Source organism: Burkholderia sp. AcTa6-5 (assembly GCF_017815075.1).
In the GTDB taxonomy this organism is placed as follows: domain Bacteria; phylum Pseudomonadota; class Gammaproteobacteria; order Burkholderiales; family Burkholderiaceae; genus Burkholderia; species Burkholderia sola.
This window is the reverse complement of the sequence record NZ_JAGIQE010000011.1, coordinates 121,283-139,759: the sequence shown is the minus strand read 5'-3', so window position 1 is coordinate 139,759 and position 18,477 is coordinate 121,283. Positions and strand designations below refer to the sequence as shown.

At 66.1% G+C, this 18,477-nt stretch carries 14 protein-coding genes and 1 tRNA gene; 9 read left to right on the top strand and 6 right to left on the bottom strand.

Annotation, left to right across the window (positions count from 1 at the left end; genetic code table 11):
- Window positions 1–152 precede the first annotated feature (152 nt).
- Window positions 153–962: a GTP cyclohydrolase FolE2 gene (gene folE2 / locus J8I33_RS16910; RefSeq protein WP_124553981.1), complete on the top strand. Its 810-nt coding sequence runs from the start codon at window positions 153–155 to the stop codon at window positions 960–962.
- A gap of 90 nt (window positions 963–1,052) precedes the next feature.
- On the opposite strand, the gene tsaD is transcribed toward folE2, so the two are convergent.
- On the bottom strand, window positions 1,053–2,093 hold the full coding sequence (gene tsaD, locus J8I33_RS16905) for a tRNA (adenosine(37)-N6)-threonylcarbamoyltransferase complex transferase subunit TsaD (protein ID WP_050011333.1): 1,041 nt from the start codon (window positions 2,091–2,093) through the stop codon (window positions 1,053–1,055).
- Between the two features lie 121 nt (window positions 2,094–2,214).
- On the opposite strand from tsaD, the gene J8I33_RS16900 reads away from it, so the two are divergent.
- The 7 genes from J8I33_RS16900 to J8I33_RS16870 all read left to right on the top strand — a co-directional run bounded on the left by J8I33_RS16900 (window position 2,215) and on the right by J8I33_RS16870 (window position 10,932).
- The gene (locus tag J8I33_RS16900) at window positions 2,215–3,444 is read left to right on the top strand and encodes an NAD(P)/FAD-dependent oxidoreductase (protein WP_348636018.1); all 1,230 of its coding nucleotides are present in this window, start codon (window positions 2,215–2,217) and stop codon (window positions 3,442–3,444) included.
- A 105-nt stretch (window positions 3,445–3,549) separates the two neighbouring features.
- Complete coding sequence (gene rpsU / locus J8I33_RS16895; protein WP_006479415.1) at window positions 3,550–3,762, top strand: 30S ribosomal protein S21; 213 nt, start codon at window positions 3,550–3,552, stop codon at window positions 3,760–3,762.
- Between the two features lie 194 nt (window positions 3,763–3,956).
- Window positions 3,957–4,403 (top strand): GatB/YqeY domain-containing protein, encoded by a 447-nt coding sequence (locus tag J8I33_RS16890; protein WP_050011331.1) that lies wholly within the window; start codon window positions 3,957–3,959, stop codon window positions 4,401–4,403.
- A gap of 70 nt (window positions 4,404–4,473) precedes the next feature.
- Complete coding sequence (dnaG, locus tag J8I33_RS16885; protein ID WP_124553982.1) at window positions 4,474–6,348, top strand: DNA primase; 1,875 nt, start codon at window positions 4,474–4,476, stop codon at window positions 6,346–6,348.
- 88 nt (window positions 6,349–6,436) lie between these two features.
- Entirely contained in the window at window positions 6,437–8,854 is a 2,418-nt protein-coding gene (gene rpoD, locus J8I33_RS16880) for an RNA polymerase sigma factor RpoD (protein WP_080334133.1), read from the top strand.
- A gap of 138 nt (window positions 8,855–8,992) precedes the next feature.
- Window positions 8,993–9,071 (top strand) — tRNA-Ile (locus J8I33_RS16875).
- 310 nt (window positions 9,072–9,381) lie between these two features.
- Window positions 9,382–10,932, top strand: coding sequence for a phospholipase D family protein (locus tag J8I33_RS16870; RefSeq protein WP_209938316.1), 1,551 nt, complete (start codon window positions 9,382–9,384; stop codon window positions 10,930–10,932).
- 7 nt (window positions 10,933–10,939) lie between these two features.
- On the opposite strand, the gene J8I33_RS16865 is transcribed toward J8I33_RS16870, so the two are convergent.
- Window positions 10,940–12,421: a PLP-dependent aminotransferase family protein gene (locus J8I33_RS16865; protein ID WP_209938241.1), complete on the bottom strand. Its 1,482-nt coding sequence runs from the start codon at window positions 12,419–12,421 to the stop codon at window positions 10,940–10,942.
- A gap of 237 nt (window positions 12,422–12,658) precedes the next feature.
- On the opposite strand from J8I33_RS16865, the gene J8I33_RS16860 reads away from it, so the two are divergent.
- A complete protein-coding gene (locus J8I33_RS16860) occupies window positions 12,659–13,309 on the top strand; it encodes a pyridoxamine 5'-phosphate oxidase family protein (protein WP_089489141.1) in 651 nt (216 codons plus the stop codon).
- A 142-nt stretch (window positions 13,310–13,451) separates the two neighbouring features.
- Here the strand turns inward: J8I33_RS16860 and J8I33_RS16855 are convergent, their stop codons facing one another.
- From J8I33_RS16855 to J8I33_RS16840, 4 genes are all read right to left on the bottom strand, one after another.
- The gene (locus J8I33_RS16855; protein ID WP_209938235.1) at window positions 13,452–15,287 is read right to left on the bottom strand and encodes a S53 family peptidase; all 1,836 of its coding nucleotides are present in this window, start codon (window positions 15,285–15,287) and stop codon (window positions 13,452–13,454) included.
- A 628-nt stretch (window positions 15,288–15,915) separates the two neighbouring features.
- Window positions 15,916–16,254: a hypothetical protein gene (locus J8I33_RS16850; RefSeq protein WP_245172133.1), complete on the bottom strand. Its 339-nt coding sequence runs from the start codon at window positions 16,252–16,254 to the stop codon at window positions 15,916–15,918.
- A complete protein-coding gene (locus tag J8I33_RS16845; protein ID WP_124630545.1) occupies window positions 16,251–16,943 on the bottom strand; it encodes a response regulator in 693 nt (230 codons plus the stop codon). Before J8I33_RS16845 ends, J8I33_RS16850 begins: the two co-directional genes overlap by 4 nt.
- Before the next feature lie 101 nt (window positions 16,944–17,044).
- Entirely contained in the window at window positions 17,045–18,475 is a 1,431-nt protein-coding gene (locus tag J8I33_RS16840) for an efflux transporter outer membrane subunit (RefSeq protein WP_124593236.1), read from the bottom strand.
- Window positions 18,476–18,477 lie beyond the last annotated feature (2 nt).

Below are 18,477 nucleotides of genomic sequence, written 5' to 3'. Positions count from 1 at the left end.
CTGACGCCGCCCGCGGGCGGCGTCGGTGCGACTGGCGCAACCGGTCTTCATTGATGCGGAAAACATGGGCCTGCGGGCCCATGTTGCTTTTCCGGCCGCCGCATGATGCGGCGTGCGCGTCGTCGGACGCGCGGCTTACAAGGATTGAACAAATGAACCAGATGAATCCCGCCTTCGTGATGCCCGACGTGCAGAGCACGGTGGATATCCGTCAGATCCCGATTCAGCGCGTGGGCGTGAAGGCGGTTCGGCATCCGTTGACGGTGCGTACCGAAAGCGGCGACGTGCAACCGACGGTCGGTGTCTGGAACCTCGACGTCCGTCTGCCGGCCGATCAGAAGGGCACGCACATGTCGCGCTTCGTCGCGCTGCTCGAAGAGAATCGCGCGCCGCTGACGGTCGAGCGCTTCCGCGCGATGCTCGCATCGATGCTCGTGAAGCTCGAAGCCGAGGCCGGCCGCATCGAAGTCACGTTCCCGTACTTCGTGAACAAGACGGCGCCGGTGTCCGGCGTGCAGAGCCTGCTCGACTATGAAGTGACGCTCACGGGCGAAAGCCGCAACGGCGACACGCGCGTGTTCCTGAAGGTGCTCGTGCCGGTGACGAGCCTGTGCCCGTGCTCGAAGAAGATCTCGCAGTACGGCGCGCACAACCAGCGCTCGCACGTGACGATCGATGCGGAGCTGGCCGCCGATCTGCCGGTCGAGGCGCTGATCCGCATCGCGGAAGAGGAAGCGTCGTGCGAACTGTGGGGGCTGCTGAAGCGTCCGGACGAGAAGTTCGTCACCGAGCGTGCCTACGAGAACCCGAAGTTCGTCGAGGATCTCGTGCGTGACGTCGCGCAACGTCTCGATGCGGACGAGCGCGTGATCGCGTACGTGCTCGAAGCCGAGAACTTCGAGTCGATCCACAATCACAGCGCGTATGCGCTGATCGAGCGCGACAAGCGGTTGACCGCATAACGCCGCGGCGTTATGTCGCGCCAATGACGAAGGCCGCTCGAAACCGAGCGGCCTTTTCGTTTTCCTGCCTGGGGCGTCGCGTGGCGCGATTCAGCTTGCGAGCGACGCGAGATCCCAGCGCGGCTTCACCGTGAATGCGTAATCGGCATTCGCCTGTTCAGGCCAGCGGCCGAGCCGCAGCGCACCCGCGAGCGCGATCATCGCGCCGTTGTCGGTGCACAGTGCGAGATCGGGGTAGTGCACGTCGAAGCCGCGCTTGGCCGCGGCCGCCGACAGGGCGGCGCGCAACTGGCGGTTCGCGCCGACGCCGCCCGCGACCACGAGGCGCTTGAGCTTCGTCCGCTTCAGCGCGGCGAGCGACTTCGCGACGAGCACGTCGACGGCCGCATCGACGAAGCCGCGCGCAAGATCGGCCTTCGCGCGTTCGAGTGCTTCGCCGTCGAGCTTCGCCGCTTCGAATTTCTTCATCTGCGTGAGCACGGCCGTCTTCAGGCCGCTGAAGCTGAAGTCGAGATCACCCGAATGCAGCATCGGGCGCGGCAGCACGACCGCGCCCGGCGTGCCCGTTTCGGCGAGCTTCGATACTTCGGGGCCGCCCGGGTAGCCGAGGCCGATCAGTTTCGCGGTCTTGTCGAACGCTTCGCCGGCCGCGTCGTCGAGCGTTTCGCCGAGCGTCTCGTACACGCCGACGTCGGTCACGCGCATCAACTGCGTGTGGCCGCCGGAAACCAGCAGCGCGACGAACGGGAACGGCGGCGGCGCGTCGACCAGCAACGGCGACAGCAGGTGGCCTTCGAGATGATGGATGCCGACGGTCGGCTTGTTCCACGCGAGCGCGAGCGCATTCGCGATGCTCGCGCCGACCAGCAGCGCGCCCGCGAGGCCGGGGCCCTGCGTGAACGCGATCGCGTCGATGTCGTCGCGGCGCGTGCCGCTTTGCGCCATCACTTCCTCGAGCAGCGGCAGCGCGCGGCGGATGTGGTCGCGCGATGCGAGCTCGGGCACGACGCCGCCGTATTCGCGATGCATCGCGATCTGCGAATGGAGCGCGTGCGCGAGCAGGCCGCGCTGCGTGTCGTAGAGCGCGAGGCCGGTTTCGTCGCAGGAGCTTTCGATGCCGAGAACGAGCATGGGTGAGGGCAGGGCGCGCCGGTTCGGACGCGCCGCGGGTAGGTCAACGTAACCCGAAATTATAGCAGGCAGGGGCTGGCCGCCGCCGTGCGCGGCCCGGGCCCGAGGCCGGGCAGGTACAATCCGCGCCATGGAAACCTATGACATCGCCGTGATCGGCGCGGGCGCCGCCGGCATGATGAGCGCCGCGGTCGCCGGCCAGCTCGGCCGCCGCGTCGTGCTGATCGATCACGCGCCGCGGCTCGCCGAGAAAATCCGTATCTCGGGCGGCGGCCGCTGCAACTTCACGAACCTGTACGCTGGCCCCGACAACTACCTGTCGTCGAATCCGCATTTCGCGCGCTCGGCGCTGGCGCGCTATACGCCGCGCGACTTCCTCGGGCTGCTCAAGCGCCATCACGTGACCTGGCACGAAAAGCACAAGGGCCAGCTCTTTTGCGACCACGGCAGCGACGCGATCATCGACGTGCTGAAGCACGAGTGCGACGCGGGCGGCATCGCGTGGCGCCGGCCCGTCGTCGTCGACGCGGTGCGCCATGCGCCGGCCGACGGCTTTACGCTCGACACGCAGCAGGCCGGCCCGATCGGCGCACGCGCACTGATCGTCGCGACCGGCGGCCTGTCGATCCCGAAGGTCGGCGCGACCGACTTCGGCTACCGGCTCGCGAAGCAGTTCGGCCACAAGCTCGTCGATACGCGGCCCGCGCTCGTGCCGCTGACGTTCGCGCCGCAGGACTGGGCGCCGTTCGCGCCGCTGTCCGGCGTATCGCTCGAAGTGCGCGTATCGACCGGCGACAAAAAGCGCGGCGGCGAATTCGTCGAGGACCTGCTGCTGACCCATCGCGGGCTGTCCGGGCCCGGCATCCTGCAGATCTCGAGCTACTGGCAGCCCGGCGATCCGATCCGCGTCGACCTGCTGCCGCAGCGCGACACGGTGGCCGACCTGCTCGACGCGAAACGCACGTCGAAGCGCCAGATCGGTTCGCTGCTCGCCGACTGGGTGCCGTCGCGCCTCGCGCATGCGTGGCTCGACACGCATCGCGTCGCGGCCGACGCGCGGCTCGCGGACCTGCCCGACAAGACGCTGCGCCAGATCGGCGACGCGCTGTCCGGCTGGACGCTGACGCCGAACGGCACCGAGGGCTACAAGAAGGCCGAAGTGACGAAGGGCGGGGTCGATACGCGCGACCTGTCGTCGGCGACGATGATGAGCGCGCGCGTGCCCGGGCTGTTCTTCGTCGGCGAGGCGGTGGACGTGACGGGCTGGCTCGGCGGCTACAACTTCCAGTGGGCGTGGGCGTCCGGCACGGCGGCCGGGCAGGCCGCGGCCGAGTATGCGCGAGGCGCCTGACGCGCCGGCCGGCACGGTTCTGGCGGGGGTGGGGTCCGTGCCTTTGACCCATCGCTCTGCTATACTCGGTAGTCTTTCCCTGCAAACCTTTATTCGTGTCGGATCATGACGATCATTCGCGTTAAAGAGAACGAGCCGTTCGAAGTTGCAATGCGTCGCTTCAAGCGCACGATCGAGAAGAATGGTCTGTTGACCGAGCTTCGTGCGCGTGAGTTTTACGAGAAGCCGACCGCAGAACGCAAGCGCAAGAAGGCCGCTGCGGTGAAGCGTCATTACAAGCGTATTCGCAGCCAGACACTGCCGAAGAAGCTGTACTGAACGATTGGGCGCCGCGCGGTTCACTGAGCGGCGCACCGGCGACTCCGTGCGATCGGGTCCGGTCGCGCAGCCGATCAGGCGGCGAGTCGCCGATGCCGGATTCGAGCAACCCGCTTGAGACACTGTCCCAAGCGGGTTTTTGTGTTGACGCCCATTTGCGGGCGTCGGTTTCACGTTTCCATCCCGGGTGAAAGATGAGTTTGAAAGAGCAGATCAGCGAAGACATGAAGGCCGCGATGCGCGCGAAGGAAAGCGAGCGCCTGGCAACGATTCGCCTGCTGATGGCCGCGATCAAGCAGCGCGAAGTCGATGACCGGGTCACGCTCGACGACGCGGGCATCACGGCCGTGATCGACAAGATGATCAAGCAGCGCAAGGATTCGATCAGCCAGTTCCAGGCGGCCGGCCGCGACGATCTGGTTGCGAAGGAGCAGGCCGAGCTGGCCGTGCTGGGCGGCTACATGCCCGCGCAACTGTCGGACGCCGAAGTGGCGGCCGAGGTCCAGGCGGCGGTCGCGCAAACCGGCGCAGCCGGCCCGCAGGACATGGGCAAGGTGATGGGCGTGCTGAAGGGCAAGCTCGCCGGCCGTGCCGACATGACGGCCGTTTCCGCGCAGGTCAAGGCCGCGCTCACGAAGTAAAACCCGTTCCCGGCGCGCCCAGCGATGCGTGCGCCGGGCGTCGTATTGTCTTTTTTCGCTCGATCCCACGGTGATTCCGCATTCGTTCCTGCAGGATTTGCTGAACCGCGTCGATATCGTCGACGTGGTGGGCCGGTACGTGCAGCTCAAGAAGGGCGGCGCCAACTTCATGGGGCTGTGCCCGTTCCATAACGAGAAGAGTCCGTCGTTTACCGTCAGCCCGACCAAGCAGTTCTATCACTGCTTCGGTTGCGGTGCGCACGGCACGGCGATCGGCTTCCTGATGGAACACGCGGGGCTCACGTTCCCGGAAGCCGTGCAGGAACTCGCGCAATCCGTCGGGCTGACCGTGCCGCACGAGCCGTCGATGCGCGGCGGTGGGGGCGGAGGCGGGGGCGGCGACTATCCGGCGCCCGTGTCGAAATCGGTGGCGACCGCGCTGTCCGACGCGATGACCGCGGCGTGCGACTACTACCGCAAGCAGTTGCGCGGCGCGACCGTCGCGATCCAGTACCTGAAGAACCGGGGCCTGACCGGCGAGATCGCCGCGCGCTTCGGTCTCGGCTATGCGCCGGACGGCTGGCAGAACCTCGAAGCCGCGTTCCCCGACTATCGCGACGAGTCGCTCGTCGAGGCGGGGCTCGTGATCGTCAGCGAGAAAACCGACGCGCAGGGCGTCGCGCGCCGCTACGACCGGTTCCGCGAGCGGATCATGTTCCCGATCCGCAACGTGAAGGGGCAGGTGATCGGTTTCGGCGGCCGCGTGCTCGGCAGCGGCGAGCCGAAGTACCTGAACTCGCCGGAAACGCCGCTGTTCAACAAGGGCAGCGAGCTGTACGGGCTGTTCGAGGCGCGGCTCGCGATTCGCGAGCGCAAGTACGTGCTGGTCGTCGAAGGCTACATGGACGTCGTCGCGCTCGCGCAGCTCGGCTTTCCGAACGCGGTCGCGACGCTCGGCACCGCGTGCACGCCGATTCACGTGCAGAAGCTGCTGCGACAGACCGACACCGTCATTTTCAGTTTCGACGGCGATTCGGCCGGGCGGCGCGCGGCCCGGCGCGCGCTCGAGGCGTGCCTGCCGCATGCGGGCGACAACCGGACGATCCGGTTCCTTTTTCTGCCGACCGAGCACGATCCGGACAGCTACGTGCGCGAGTTCGGCGCGGACGCGTTCTCCGAGCAGGTCGAACGCGCAATGCCGCTGTCGCAATTTCTGTTGAACGAAGCCATTGCCGGCAAGGCGCTCGATCAGCCGGAAGGCCGCGCGAAGGCCCTGTTCGATGCGAAGCCGCTGTTGCAGGCGCTGCCCGCGAACGCGTTGCGCGCGCAGATCATGCACATGTTCGCCGATCGCCTCGATATCCCGTTCGAGGAGGTCGCGGCGCTGTCGGACGTCGATACGCGTATCGCGGCGCCGCCGCGTCAGGCGCCCGCGCGCAGCGAGCGGCGTCGCGTGACGGACAGCGAAAAGCGCGCGCTGCGCACGCTGGTGATGCATCCGCGCATCGCATCGCAGCTCGACGACGAACAGATTGCGACCCTGCGCGCGCTGCCGCGCATCGGCGAATTGTTCGCGGAAGTCGTCGATCATGCGCGTGCGCTGGGCGACGGCGCGGAGTTCCGGCTGCTGTCGGATGTCCTGAGGACGTCCTCGAATGGGGCGACTTACGAGGAAATCTTCCGCGAAATTCTGGACTATGATGAAAACGTCCGCGATTTGCTGTTACAGAATCCGGAAGACGAGACGGTGCCCGAACGGCAGCGTGAGCAGGAGCGGATTGCGGGGGAGGAGCTGCAGGCAGCTGTACTCAAGATGCGCTACGACGCCTGCTGCGACCGGCTGGACAGGCTGGCGCGGCAATCCACCTTCACCCCCGAGGAACTGGCCGAATTGACGGAATTGAACCAGCAGCGAACCGACATGAAACGTCGGCTCGGGCTGTAGGCGGCCGGGGCGCTTAGAGAGGGCTCCCCAGCGTGCTATAATATAAGGTTTCCAGCGGTTTGTTTTCCAAGCAGAGGCGAGAATCGCGATGGCAAAGACGACAGGCGGAAAGAAAGCAACGGGCAAGGGCTCGACGGAGCCGACCAAAAAGGTCACAGCGGCCAAGTCTGCTTCTTCCACCAGGACAACGTCTTCAGCCACGTCAGCCCCTGCAGGAAAGAAAACCGCGGCCGGCACTGCTCAGGCTGCGCCGGCGCCGGCAGCCAGAACACGGGCTGCCGCCAGACCCGACTCCGGGCCGGCCAAGCCGGCGGCGAAGCGGGCAAGTGCGAAAAGCGCAAGGGACACGACTGCCGACGCGGACGAAACGGCAGTACGTACTACTCATGCACCCACGGTTCAACCGGCTGTCGTCCAGCAGCCGCGAGTCGATATAGCCGGTACGGCGAACTCCATGACCAAAAAGCTGAACGAAGTATCCGTCGAAGACGACGCAAATCAGAGCGACGAGCAGCCCGCAGCCGCGGCTGCACCGGGCAAGTCCAAGGTGCGCGATCGTCGCGCCAAGGAAAAGGCGCTGCTGAAGGAAGCGTTCGCGACGAGCACGCCGGGCACGGCCGAGGAGCTCGAAGAGCGCCGCGTGAAACTGCGCGCGCTGATCAAGCTCGGCAAGGAGCGCGGCTTCCTCACGTACGCCGAAATCAACGACCACCTGCCGGACAACTTCACCGAGACCGAAGCCCTCGAGGGCATCATCGGCACGTTCAACGACATGGGCGTGGCGGTTTACGAGCAGGCGCCGGACGCGGAGACGCTGCTCCTGAACGACAACGCGCCCGCCGCGTCGTCGGACGATGAAGTCGAGGAGGAAGCGGAAGTCGCGCTGTCCACCGTCGATTCGGAATTCGGCCGCACGACCGATCCGGTCCGGATGTACATGCGCGAGATGGGCACGGTCGAACTGCTCACGCGCGAAGGCGAAATCGAGATCGCGAAGCGGATCGAGGACGGCCTGCGCCACATGGTGATGGCCATCTCCGCGTGCCCGACGACGATCGCCGACATCCTCGCGATGGCCGAACGCGTCGCGAACGAAGAGATCCGCGTCGACGAGCTCGTCGACGGCCTGCTCGATCCGAATGCTTCGGACTCCGCCGATACGGACGGCTTCTCCGCGAAGGAAGCGGAAGCCATCGAGAACGAGGATGAGGAAGCCGAAGAGGAAGAGGAAGAAGAGGAAGAGGAGGAAGACGACGGCGCCGCGCAGGCATCGGCGAACGCCGCCCAACTCGAAGCCCTCAAGCGTGCGTCGCTCGAGAAGTTCTCGCAGATCAGCGAGTGGTTCGACAAGATGCGCCGCGCGTTCGAGAAGGAAGGCTACAAGTCGAAGGCCTACCTGAAGGCGCAGGAAACGATCCAGACCGAACTGATGACGATCCGCTTCACCGCGCGTACCGTCGAGCGTCTGTGCGACACGCTGCGTGCGCAAGTGGACGAAGTGCGTCAGGTCGAGCGTCAGATCCTGCACATCGTCGTCGACAAGTGCGGCATGCCGCGTTCGGAATTCATCGCACGCTTCCCGGGCAACGAGACGGATCTCGACTGGGCGGAGAAGATCACCGCGGAAGGCCATTCGTACAGCGCGGTGCTGTCGCGTAACGTCCCGGCGATCCGCGAACAGCAGCAGCGCCTGCTCGACCTGCAGGCGCGCGTCGTGCTGCCGCTGAAGGACCTGAAGGAAACCAACCGCCAGATGGCGGCCGGCGAACTGAAGGCACGTCAGGCGAAGCGCGAAATGACCGAGGCGAACCTGCGTCTCGTGATCTCGATCGCGAAGAAGTACACGAACCGCGGCCTGCAGTTCCTCGACCTGATCCAGGAAGGCAACATCGGCCTGATGAAGGCAGTGGACAAGTTCGAATACCGTCGCGGCTACAAGTTCTCGACCTATGCGACGTGGTGGATCCGTCAGGCCATCACGCGCTCGATCGCGGACCAGGCGCGCACGATCCGTATTCCGGTTCACATGATCGAAACGATCAACAAGATGAACCGCATCTCGCGGCAGATCCTGCAGGAAACCGGTCTCGAGCCGGATCCGGCCACGCTCGCCGAGAAGATGGAGATGCCGGAAGACAAGATCCGCAAGATCATGAAGATCGCGAAGGAGCCGATCTCGATGGAAACGCCGATCGGCGACGACGACGATTCCCATCTCGGTGACTTCATCGAGGACACCAACACGGTCGCGCCGGCGGATGCTGCGCTGCATGCCAGCATGCGCGACGTCGTGAAGGACGTGCTCGATTCGCTGACGCCGCGCGAGGCGAAGGTGCTGCGGATGCGTTTCGGTATCGAGATGAGCACCGATCACACGCTCGAGGAAGTCGGCAAGCAGTTCGACGTCACGCGCGAGCGGATCCGTCAGATCGAGGCCAAGGCGCTGCGCAAGCTGCGTCACCCGAGCCGTTCCGACAAGCTGAAGTCGTTCCTCGAAGGGAACTGATTTCCAGCGTCTCTGCCACGAACGCCGCCGGTGTCCGCATGATGCCGGTGGCGTTTGTTCCCTCTGTCGTCTTTGTTGTTACAATGCCGGCCCGGCCTCGTTGCCGGGGTGGCGTGTAGCACGCTTTGCTTCTCGTCTGGGCCCCTAGCTCATGCTTGGTTAGAGCAGCGAACTCATAATTCGTTGGTGCCGGGTTCGACTCCCGGGGGGCCCACCAGATTCGCTTCCACGGTTGTCCGGGGGAAGCCGCGAAACCCGCGATGCCGCACGGCGTCGCGGGTTTTTCTTTTGGGGCGCGGGACGCATGTGTCGACCGTATTGAACGCGTTCGCGCCGGCGCCGCCTGTCGCATCTTCGCCACCGCGGAAACACGGAAAGCGTGCGGCCCCGATATCAATCGAAGTATGCTGTGGCGCGATCCGGTCGCACGCTGCTCCGTCGCGCGCGCACCGATGACCCGCGCCGCGCTCCGTCCGGCAGCCAGAACAAACACAATCCGACTTCGCCCGACAGTGGGGGCGGCCAACATGATCATGCTGCGTTCGTGGGGTGCGATTCTGTCGTTGTTGATGCTTGTCGCGTGCGCGAGCCTGCCGCCGCAGGCCGACCGTGCGCCGACGCATGCATTCACCGATACCGACGATACGCGCCTCGGCGCGGCATTTCGCCAGCAGGCTGCCGCGCATCCGGGGCAGGACGCGTTTCATTTGCTGACCGATCCGGTCGACGCGCTGGACGCGCGCGTGCTGCTCGCCGACCGCGCCGATCGCTCGCTGGACCTTCAGTACTACATCTGGCACGACGACCTGACCGGCCACGAACTGGCCGATGCGGTCATGCGCGCGGCCGATCGCGGCGTGCGCGTGCGCGCGCTGCTCGACGATCTCGGCACCAACGCGGACGACCGCAAGCTGCTCGAGATCAGCGCGCATCCGAACATCGAGATCCGGCTGTTCAATCCAGTGGCCACGCGCCGGTTCAAGAAGATCGGCACCGTATTCGAGTTCTCGCGCGTCAACCGGCGCATGCACAACAAGGCGATGATCGCGGACAACCAGGCGGCGATCGTCGGCGGTCGCAATATCGGCGATGAATATTTCGGCGCATCGTCGATGCTGGAATTCGGCGATCTCGACGTCGTCGTTCACGGCCCGGTCGTGAAGGACATCTCGACCGAATTCGATACGTTCTGGAATTCGCCGTATGCGTATCCGGTCGATACGCTGGTCGGGCACGATGCGGCGCCGGGCGGGCTCGACCGCGAGCGCGAACGGTTGCGCGACTACCTGAGGGCGATGGAAGACAATCCGTACGTGCTCGAGGCCCGGCAGCGGCTCGACCGGATCGTTCACGGGCAAGGCACCGAATTGTCGTGGGGGCACGCGACGGTGCTGTACGACGATCCGTCGAAGATCGCGCACCCGCCGAAGGACCGCGACGGGCACCTGATGCCGCAGTTGCGTGCGCTCGCGTTGCAGCCGCAGCACGACCTGCTGATCGTGTCGCCGTATTTCGTGCCGGGCAAGGATGCCGTAGAACGGCTGCGCGCGCTCGTGGCGCGCGGCGTGCGCGTGACGGTGCTGACCAATTCGCTCGCGTCGACCGACGTGGCGGCCGTGCATGCCGGCTACCGCCGCTATCGAAGCGATCTGGTGAACGCGGGCGTGCGGCTTTACGAGCGCCGGCCATCGGGCGACAAGAGCATTTCGAAGCAGGTCATCATCGGCTCGTCGCGTGCGTCGCTGCATGCGAAGACCTACGTGTTCGATCACACGAGCATTTTCATCGGGTCGATGAATCTCGATCCACGCTCGCTGAACCTCAATACGGAGATCGGCCTTTACTGCGAGAGCCCGGTGATCGCATCCCAGGTGGCCAACGATCTGGAAGCGCGGCTTGACCAGATCGCATGGCGCGTGGAAGCGAGAACCGACGCGGCTGGCAAAGGGCGGCTCACGTGGGTTCAGACGGACGCGGACGGGAAGGTCGCCGAAATCGACCACGAGCCGGAGGTATCCGCCGGGCGGCGGATGGAAGTGTGGTTCCTCGGGCTGTTTCCGATCGAATCGCAACTGTGAGCGATGCTCAGCGCCGCGCGCGGCGGTGCTCGTCGATGACGGCTGCGAACTGCATCGCGGCTGTCTCGATCGTCGCGTCGCTCAGCCCTGAATAGCCGAGCACGAAGCCGTTGTAGCGGCGGCCGTTGCCGCGGCGGCCGTCGCCGATGCAGTAGCTGCTCAGTGGTTGCAGCAGCAAACCATGGGCGGCGGCAGTGCGCGCGACGTCGGTATCGTGCAGCGGCATCGCGAGATCCGCGGAAAGATGCATGCCGCCCGGGCTTTCCCGCACGCTCAGCGACGTGCCGAGATGGCGGGCGAGCGCCGCTTCGAGGCTGTTGCGCCGGTCCGCATAGCGCGCCCGCATCTTCCGCAGATGCCGCGCAAATAGGCCGGTATCGATGAATTCAGCCATCGCCAGCTGGTCGGCCGGGTGGCCGCGATGGACGAGTTCGCGCAGCGTTCGGGTGAAGCGTTCGACCAGCACCGGCGGCACCACCATGAAACCGAGCCGCAGCGCCGGAAACATCGTCTTGCTGAACGTGCCGAGATAGCACACCGGCGCGTCCGCCTGTAGGCCCTGGATCGCGGGCAGCGGCTGGCCGCCGTGACGGAACTCGCTGTCGTAGTCGTCCTCGATGATCCACGCGCCGCATGCACGGGCATGCTCGACGAGCGCCGCGCGACGCCGGGGGCTCATCAGCGTGCCGAGCGGGTACTGGTGCGACGGTGTCGTATAGATCAGCCGGGGCGGGTGGGTGCGCCACTGCGCGTCGGTTGGCGCCATGCCCTCGCGATCGACCTCGATCGGCACGGGAGTCAGGCCGGTCGAGCGGAACGCAGTCCTCGCGCCGTTGTAGCAAGGGTTCTCGAGCCAGCCGTATTCGCCGGGATTCGCCAGCATCCGCGCGCACAGTTCGAGGCTGCCCTGCGTGCCGTCGGTGATGAATACCTGCGCCATGTCGCAGCGCACGCCGCGCGACACGCGAATGTACGCGGCCACCGCGCGCCGCAGTTCGGGCAGTCCTTCGACCGGACCGTACGCCAGCCGGGCGGGCGTGATGGTCTTCCATGCGCGCTCGATGCAACGGCGCCACTGGGCAACCGGGAATTCGTCGAGGGAAGGCAGGCCGGGAACGAACGGCAACATGCGTTCGGGCTCGGGATCGGCGTTCTCCAACCCTTGCACGCGCGCCGACAGGTGAACCGGCGCAGGGCCGTCTTCCTGTCCGGCGCCCGGGCGGCCGCATCCGTCCCATCGCGTGATCGTGCCGTTGCGCGTGGCCGCCACGAAGCCTTCCTCGGCAAGACGCTCGTACGCATAGACCGCGGAATTGCGCGCGATGCCCAGCTCGGCCGCGAGCACGCGGGTCGACGCGAGCCGCGTGCCGGGCGGAAGCTGCCCGTCCAGCAGCATGTCGCGCAGGCTCCGGTAGAGCGCTTCCTGCTGGCTATGGGTTGTCGCGCCGTCCTGTCTGGCAAGCGATGAGATGAGCAGCGCGAGATCCATGGGCTGGTTCCAGAAATTTTCCTTGTGCTGGTTCTTTCGAAGACGCGTCGCGCGTCGTATCGTTCATGCTTGCGCGGCGCAGGCCGGTTCGCACACATGGCTGGCGATCGGCGCAACTCGCGGTGTGCGCGTATTTTGCTCGATTCGGCGCGCGGCTGTCGATGGGCGGGGCAACCACGCGCTGAGACACGGATACGGCACGATGCCGATACAATTCATTTCGCAGTACAGATATATATGAGCAACCAGACCACTCTCTCTTCCACGCCGCGCACGACCATTCGCCGTCTGCCTGAACTGGCGAGTCGCGATCGCACGATGCTCTACCGCATCGTGGACGACGCGTACGTCTGTCACATCGCGTTCGGCGACGGGCAGAACACGCACTGCATCCCGACCGCACACTGGAGGACGGGCGATGCGCTCTATATCCACGGGTCCAACGGCAGCCGAATGATCAAGGCGCTGTCGGTCGGCGCGCAGGCTTGCGTCGCGATGACGCTGCTGGACGGTCTCGTGCTGGCCAGGTCCGCCTTCAACCATTCGATGAATTATCGATCGGCGGTGATCTACGGGCCGTTCGACGTGGTCGAAGGCAGTGAGGAAAAACTCGCCGCGCTGGATGCGTTGATGGACAAGATCGCGCCGGGCCGCAAGCATGAAGCGCGGCCGGGCAATTCGAAGGAAATCAATGCGACCAGCGTGCTGCGGATTTCGATGGCGGAAGCGGCCGTGAAAATCAGCGATTCGCTGCCGTCCGACAAGGAAGAGGATCTCGGGCTGGCGGTGTGGGCCGGGATCCTGCCGCTGAAGACGATACGCGGCGCGCCGGTGCATGCGGGCGGCACCGTGCCGGTGCCGGATTATGTCCGGGACTGGGCCGATTGAGCGGCGCGGCGGGGCTCGCATCGGAGAGGCGAGATGACGCCGCATGCAGAAAACCCGCGATGGCTTCGCAGCCTTCGCGGGTCGTCAGACGCGGTTGCGTACGATACGTCGCGCTTGCGCAACCGCAACGGTCAGCGACTCATCAGCGCGCGAAATCCGACGTGCTCTGGATGAACGCGTTCAGCTTCGAGATGTTCACGCTGCCGAAGCCCGTCGTCGCATCCCAGCCGGCCTTCGCCTTGTAGCCGTAGGTGCCGCTGCCGTTGTTGCCGGACGTGACGTCGTGCAGCAGCGCCGCGTTGGTCGGGAAGTACTTGTAGATGCTCGACGCGGGGAACCCGAGCGCATTGTTGTTGGCCGACTGCAGCCGCGCCCAGATGCCCGTGAAGATCGGCGCGGCGAGGCTCGTGCCGCCTTCGTTGTTCAGGTACCCCGAGCCCCACAGCGTGTCGGACGTCTGACCGTTCACGACGAGAATCGCACCCGTGCGCAGGTCGGCGTCGAAGCCGACGTCGGGCAGCGCACGCTTGGTCGAGCCGGTGAGGGTCGACGATTGCCACGTCGGCGCGGCCTCGTACTTGCTGTACCCGCCGCCCGTCGACCACACGGTGCCCGACTGCCAGCTCGGATCGTTCCAGACGATTTCGCTGTTGTACGCATTGGTCGACGTATTCGTGAACAGCGTCGTGCCGCCGACCGCGATCACGTACGGCGACGTGGCCGGCTCGCTCACCGTGTAGGTCGAGCGCGACGGCTTGCCGCTCGCGCATTCGTACGCGCCGTGATCGCCGGCGGACACCGAGAAGGTCTGCCCTTGCGCGACCGCCTGCTTGAAGATGGTGTCGTCGGTCGCCTGCGAGCCGGTACTGTACGCGGACGATTCGCACACGCCGAGCGATACGTTGATCACCTTCGCGACGTTGTCGGTCACGGCCTTGTTGTACGCGGCGGTGATCGCGGTGAGCGTCATCGACGGCGCGACGTAGAACACGACCTGCTTCACGCTGCCGCCGGCCGTGCCGACGATCGACTGGCTGTCGAGGTTCCACTCGACGGTGCCGTCGGTGTCGGTGTACGAGCTGCCGGCCGGGCCCGTCTTCACGATGCTGCTGCTGATCGTGCCGAGGCCGTTGTTCGCGGCGAACGTATTGAGGTCGCTCACCGTTTGCGACAGATCGCCTTCGGAGATGATGCCGACCGTGGTCTGCGAAGCCGTCGGCGTGCCGTCGCCGCCGTAGATCGACGAGAACTCGGTAGGGTTGTGCGGCACCGCCGACGCGCCGGCCGGGATCGTCAGGTTGCTGGTGTTGCCTTGTGGCGTGCCGCCCGCGCCCGTATGCACGAGCTCGACGTTCTGCAGGCCGAGCACCGCGCCGACGACGTTGCCGATCGCGTTCGGCACTTGCGCGGCGTCGGTGTTCGCATAGACGCTGCGGCCGTTGCGCGTGAAGCGCTTGAGGGTCGTGCGGAATGCGGACTGGACGGTCCCCGCGGTGCCGGACGCGGAGATCAGCAGCCGGTTCGGCGCGACCACGATATTCACGAAGCCGGCCTTGCGCAGGTGGGCGACGACGGACGCGACCTGCTGGTCGGTCGGTGCGTATTGCGCGGCGAATTGCGCAGGCGTGAGGAACTGCCGGTAGTGCGGCGAGCCGGGCGTGTGCAGGTCGCGCAGGTATTGGTCGAGCTGGGCTTCGTTGCGCAGGTTCAGCCCGAGCACGATGTCCACCGATTCGCCGGGCGCCATGTCGATAGCCGACGCGGCAGCGGCTGCCGTGCTCGCGGCGGGCGCGCCGGCCGTGCCGGCTTCGTTCTGCTGCACGAGCGGCAGGAACCCTTTGGTGCGCGTTTCCGTCCAGCCGGCCGCAGGCGCGGCATGGGCGGTCGCCATGCCGAACGAAGCGGCGGCGGCCGCGGCGGCGAGTGCGAGATTGACGGCGCGAATGTGCTTTTGTTTCTTGTTTGCAACCTGATTCATTTGAATTACCCCTCCGGTTGAACAACGAACGGCACGAACAACAACGGTCGACAGCGGTGCGGGTCATGCACTGCCGTTTTCTGTCGCATACGGGCGGATGGCACGGACGCGACAGGGCCTTTCGCCCGATCCGGAAAGCGGGTTTTCTCCGGAGGCGAAATACGGAAAACGCGGTAACGGGAAGGCTGCGCCGCAGGGCGGGGCAGTCGCGCCGGAGTCGGCGCGGGCGGGATTGCTAGAGCAACAGCTTCGTTGTCCTGCTCATTTGATTCGGTCCTTCGGCCCGCTGCCGGATGGCAGCCGTCCAGTGAAATGCATCGGGATACTGCACGCGCCGGCGGACGAACGAATCATTCGGCGGCGCGTACTTCGGTGCAGCGGAAGCGAAAAAATGTGGAGCGGAATCGATTGCGTGGCGGGCAATCCGTCGGATTGCTTGCATCGGACGGTATCAAGAACGAAAGCGCGATGTCAAACTTTTTCTGATTATATGAAACAAAATTAAATCGAATAAGGCGCAATGATTTTGAAAGATCGGCGGCATTTTGTAATGTTCGAAACCGGTAACGCAGGTAATGCCGAAAGCGACTCGCCGATCCTTTCCGATGCGTGTTGAAACGGCCGTTCGTTATCGAGGAAATGTTCGAATCGCCGGCGCCTGTCGTTCGGCTACCTGAAGGTCTTCGACGCACCGGAACAGCGCGTCGACATGCTGAAGCAGCGCGTCGTGAGAGGCAGCGTGCGCATCGGTGGCGAGCACCTTGATGGCGTCGAGCCGGGTTTGGAGTTCAGTGAGCTGGGTGCGCGTGACGCGGTTGCGGCCGGCGACGGGGGCTGCCGCATCAGGTGGATTCGTCGATTGCATTGGATGAGTCATCTCATTGAAGTGCTCGATGAAGCGCGCGAGGTCGGCCGGGCAGCCGTCGCGGGAAGCCGTGCGCGCCGACCGATCGCCGGCCACGATCACTGCGCGCCCCGCAGCCGGTAGCCGACGCCGCGCATCACTTCCGGCATGCCCGGTGCGCCGGCCTGTTCGAGTTTCTTGCGCAGCCTGCAGATGTGGCTGTCGACCGTGCGTTCCAGCGCGCTCACGTCGGCCATGCACGCATCGAGCAACTCGCCGCGCGTGAACACGCGGCTCGGCGATCTCGCCATGTGCGCGAGCAGCCGGAACTCCGTCAGCGTCAGCGTGATCGGCACCTCGGTGTCAGCCGTGCGCACGCGGGCCAGATAGCTGTCGGTATCGATCTCCAGGTCGCCGACGCGCAGCATGCGCAGGGCCGGCGGCGCGGCGGACCGGCGCAGGATCGCGCGCAACCGCGCGACGACCTCGGCCGGGTTGAACGGCTTGACGATGTAGTCGTCCGCGCCGGCGTGCAGCGCCTGCAGCCGGTCGAGGTCGCGATCGAACGCGGTGACGACGACGACGGGCGTGTTGTCGCGCCGCCGCAGCTCGGCGAGCACGTCCCAGCCGTTTTTCTGCGGCATCTTCACGTCGAGCAGGATCAGGTCGGGCTTCAGGTGCGGCTGCATGTCGAGCACCGCTTGGCCGTCGGCGACGCGGCAGGTGCGAAAGCCGTCGCGTTTCAGGTACGCATCGAGGATGTCCGAGATGTCGGGCTCGTCTTCTGCAATCAGTATCAGGGAATTCGTCATGGAGTGTGCCGTGCGATGTCGAACAATCGGGGCGGCCCATTGCCGGGCGCGGGGCGCGCCGTTCTGCCACGCTGCTGCGCGGGCGGAGCGGCGCCGTTCGTTCAGTTCTGCACCACGTGCTTCGACGGTGCGACGTCCTGGTCCGTCAGGCCGCCGCCGAGGGCCTTGTACAGCGCAACGGCATTGCCGAGCTCGCTGCGGCGCAGGTCGAGCAGTGCCTGCCGTGCCGCATAGAGCTGCCGCTGCGAATCGAGCAACTCCAGCCGCCCCTCGACACCGGCGCGATAGCGCAGGTTCGACAGGTCGGTGCGGCGCTCGGCCGAGCCGACCACGCGCGTCTGCGCGTCGATCTGGCGGCCGAAGGTTTCGCGTCCGGCGATGCCGTCGGCCACTTCGCGGAACGCGGCCTGGATCGCGCGTTCGTATTCGGCGACCGCGCCGGACTTGCGCACTTCCGCGAGGCGCAGCTCGGCACGCAGCCGGCCGCCCTGGAAGATCGGCACCGTGACCTGCGGCGCGAAGCTCCATACGCGCTGCCCGCCGTCGAACAGGCTGCCCATCGCGGGGCTGAGGAAGCCGATCGACGACGTCAGCGACAGGCGCGGGAAGAACGCGGCGCGCGCGGCGCCGATGTCCGCATTCGCGGCGACGAGGTTTTGTTCGGCCTGCTGGATATCCGGGCGACGGAACAGCAGTTCGGACGGCAGGCCGGCCGGCAATTGCGTCATCACCGGTTGCTGCTGAAGCGGCAGCGGCTCGGGCAGATCCTTCGGCAGTTCGGCGCCGACCAGCACGCGCAGCGCATTGCGCGCCTGCTCGACGGCGCGCGTGCGCGCTTCGAGATCGGCCGTCGCGCTCGCGACCTGGCCCTCGGCCTGCGCGATGTCGACGCCGCTCGCCTGATGCGCTTCCTTCAGGCGGCGCGCGAGATCGAGCGACTGCTGCCAGTCGGCGAGCGTGCGCTCGGACAACTGGCGTTGCTCGTACGCGAGGCGTTCCGCGAAGTACGCGTCGGCCACGCCGCCGACGAGCGAGATCTGCACCGCGCGGCGGCCGTGATCGGTCGCGAGGTAGCGTGCGAACGCGGCATCCGACTGCGACTTCACGCGGCCGAACAGGTCGATCTCGAACGCGCTGATGCCGACGTTCACGCCGTACTGGTTCTGCGTCGTGCCGAACAGCGGCGGATTCGACTGCGTGTCGTCCGACGTACGCTGGCGCGTGAAGTTCGCGCCGGCGCCGATCGACGGCAGCCGCGCGGCGCGCTGGATGCCGTACTGCGCCTCGGCGGCCTCGACGTTCAGCGCCGCCACGCGCAGGTCGCGGTTGTTGTCGAGCGCGAGCTCGATCAGGCGCTGCAGGCGGCGGTCGCCGAACATCGTGCGCCAGCCGAGGTCGGCGGCATTCGCGTCGAGATCGGCGGCCGCGGCGGCGGTGTAGGCCGTCGGCACCGGCATCGAGGGTTTGACGAGCGTCGGCGCGAGCGAGCAGGCCGACAGCGCGAGGACGAGGGGAAGAATAAGCAATCGCATGG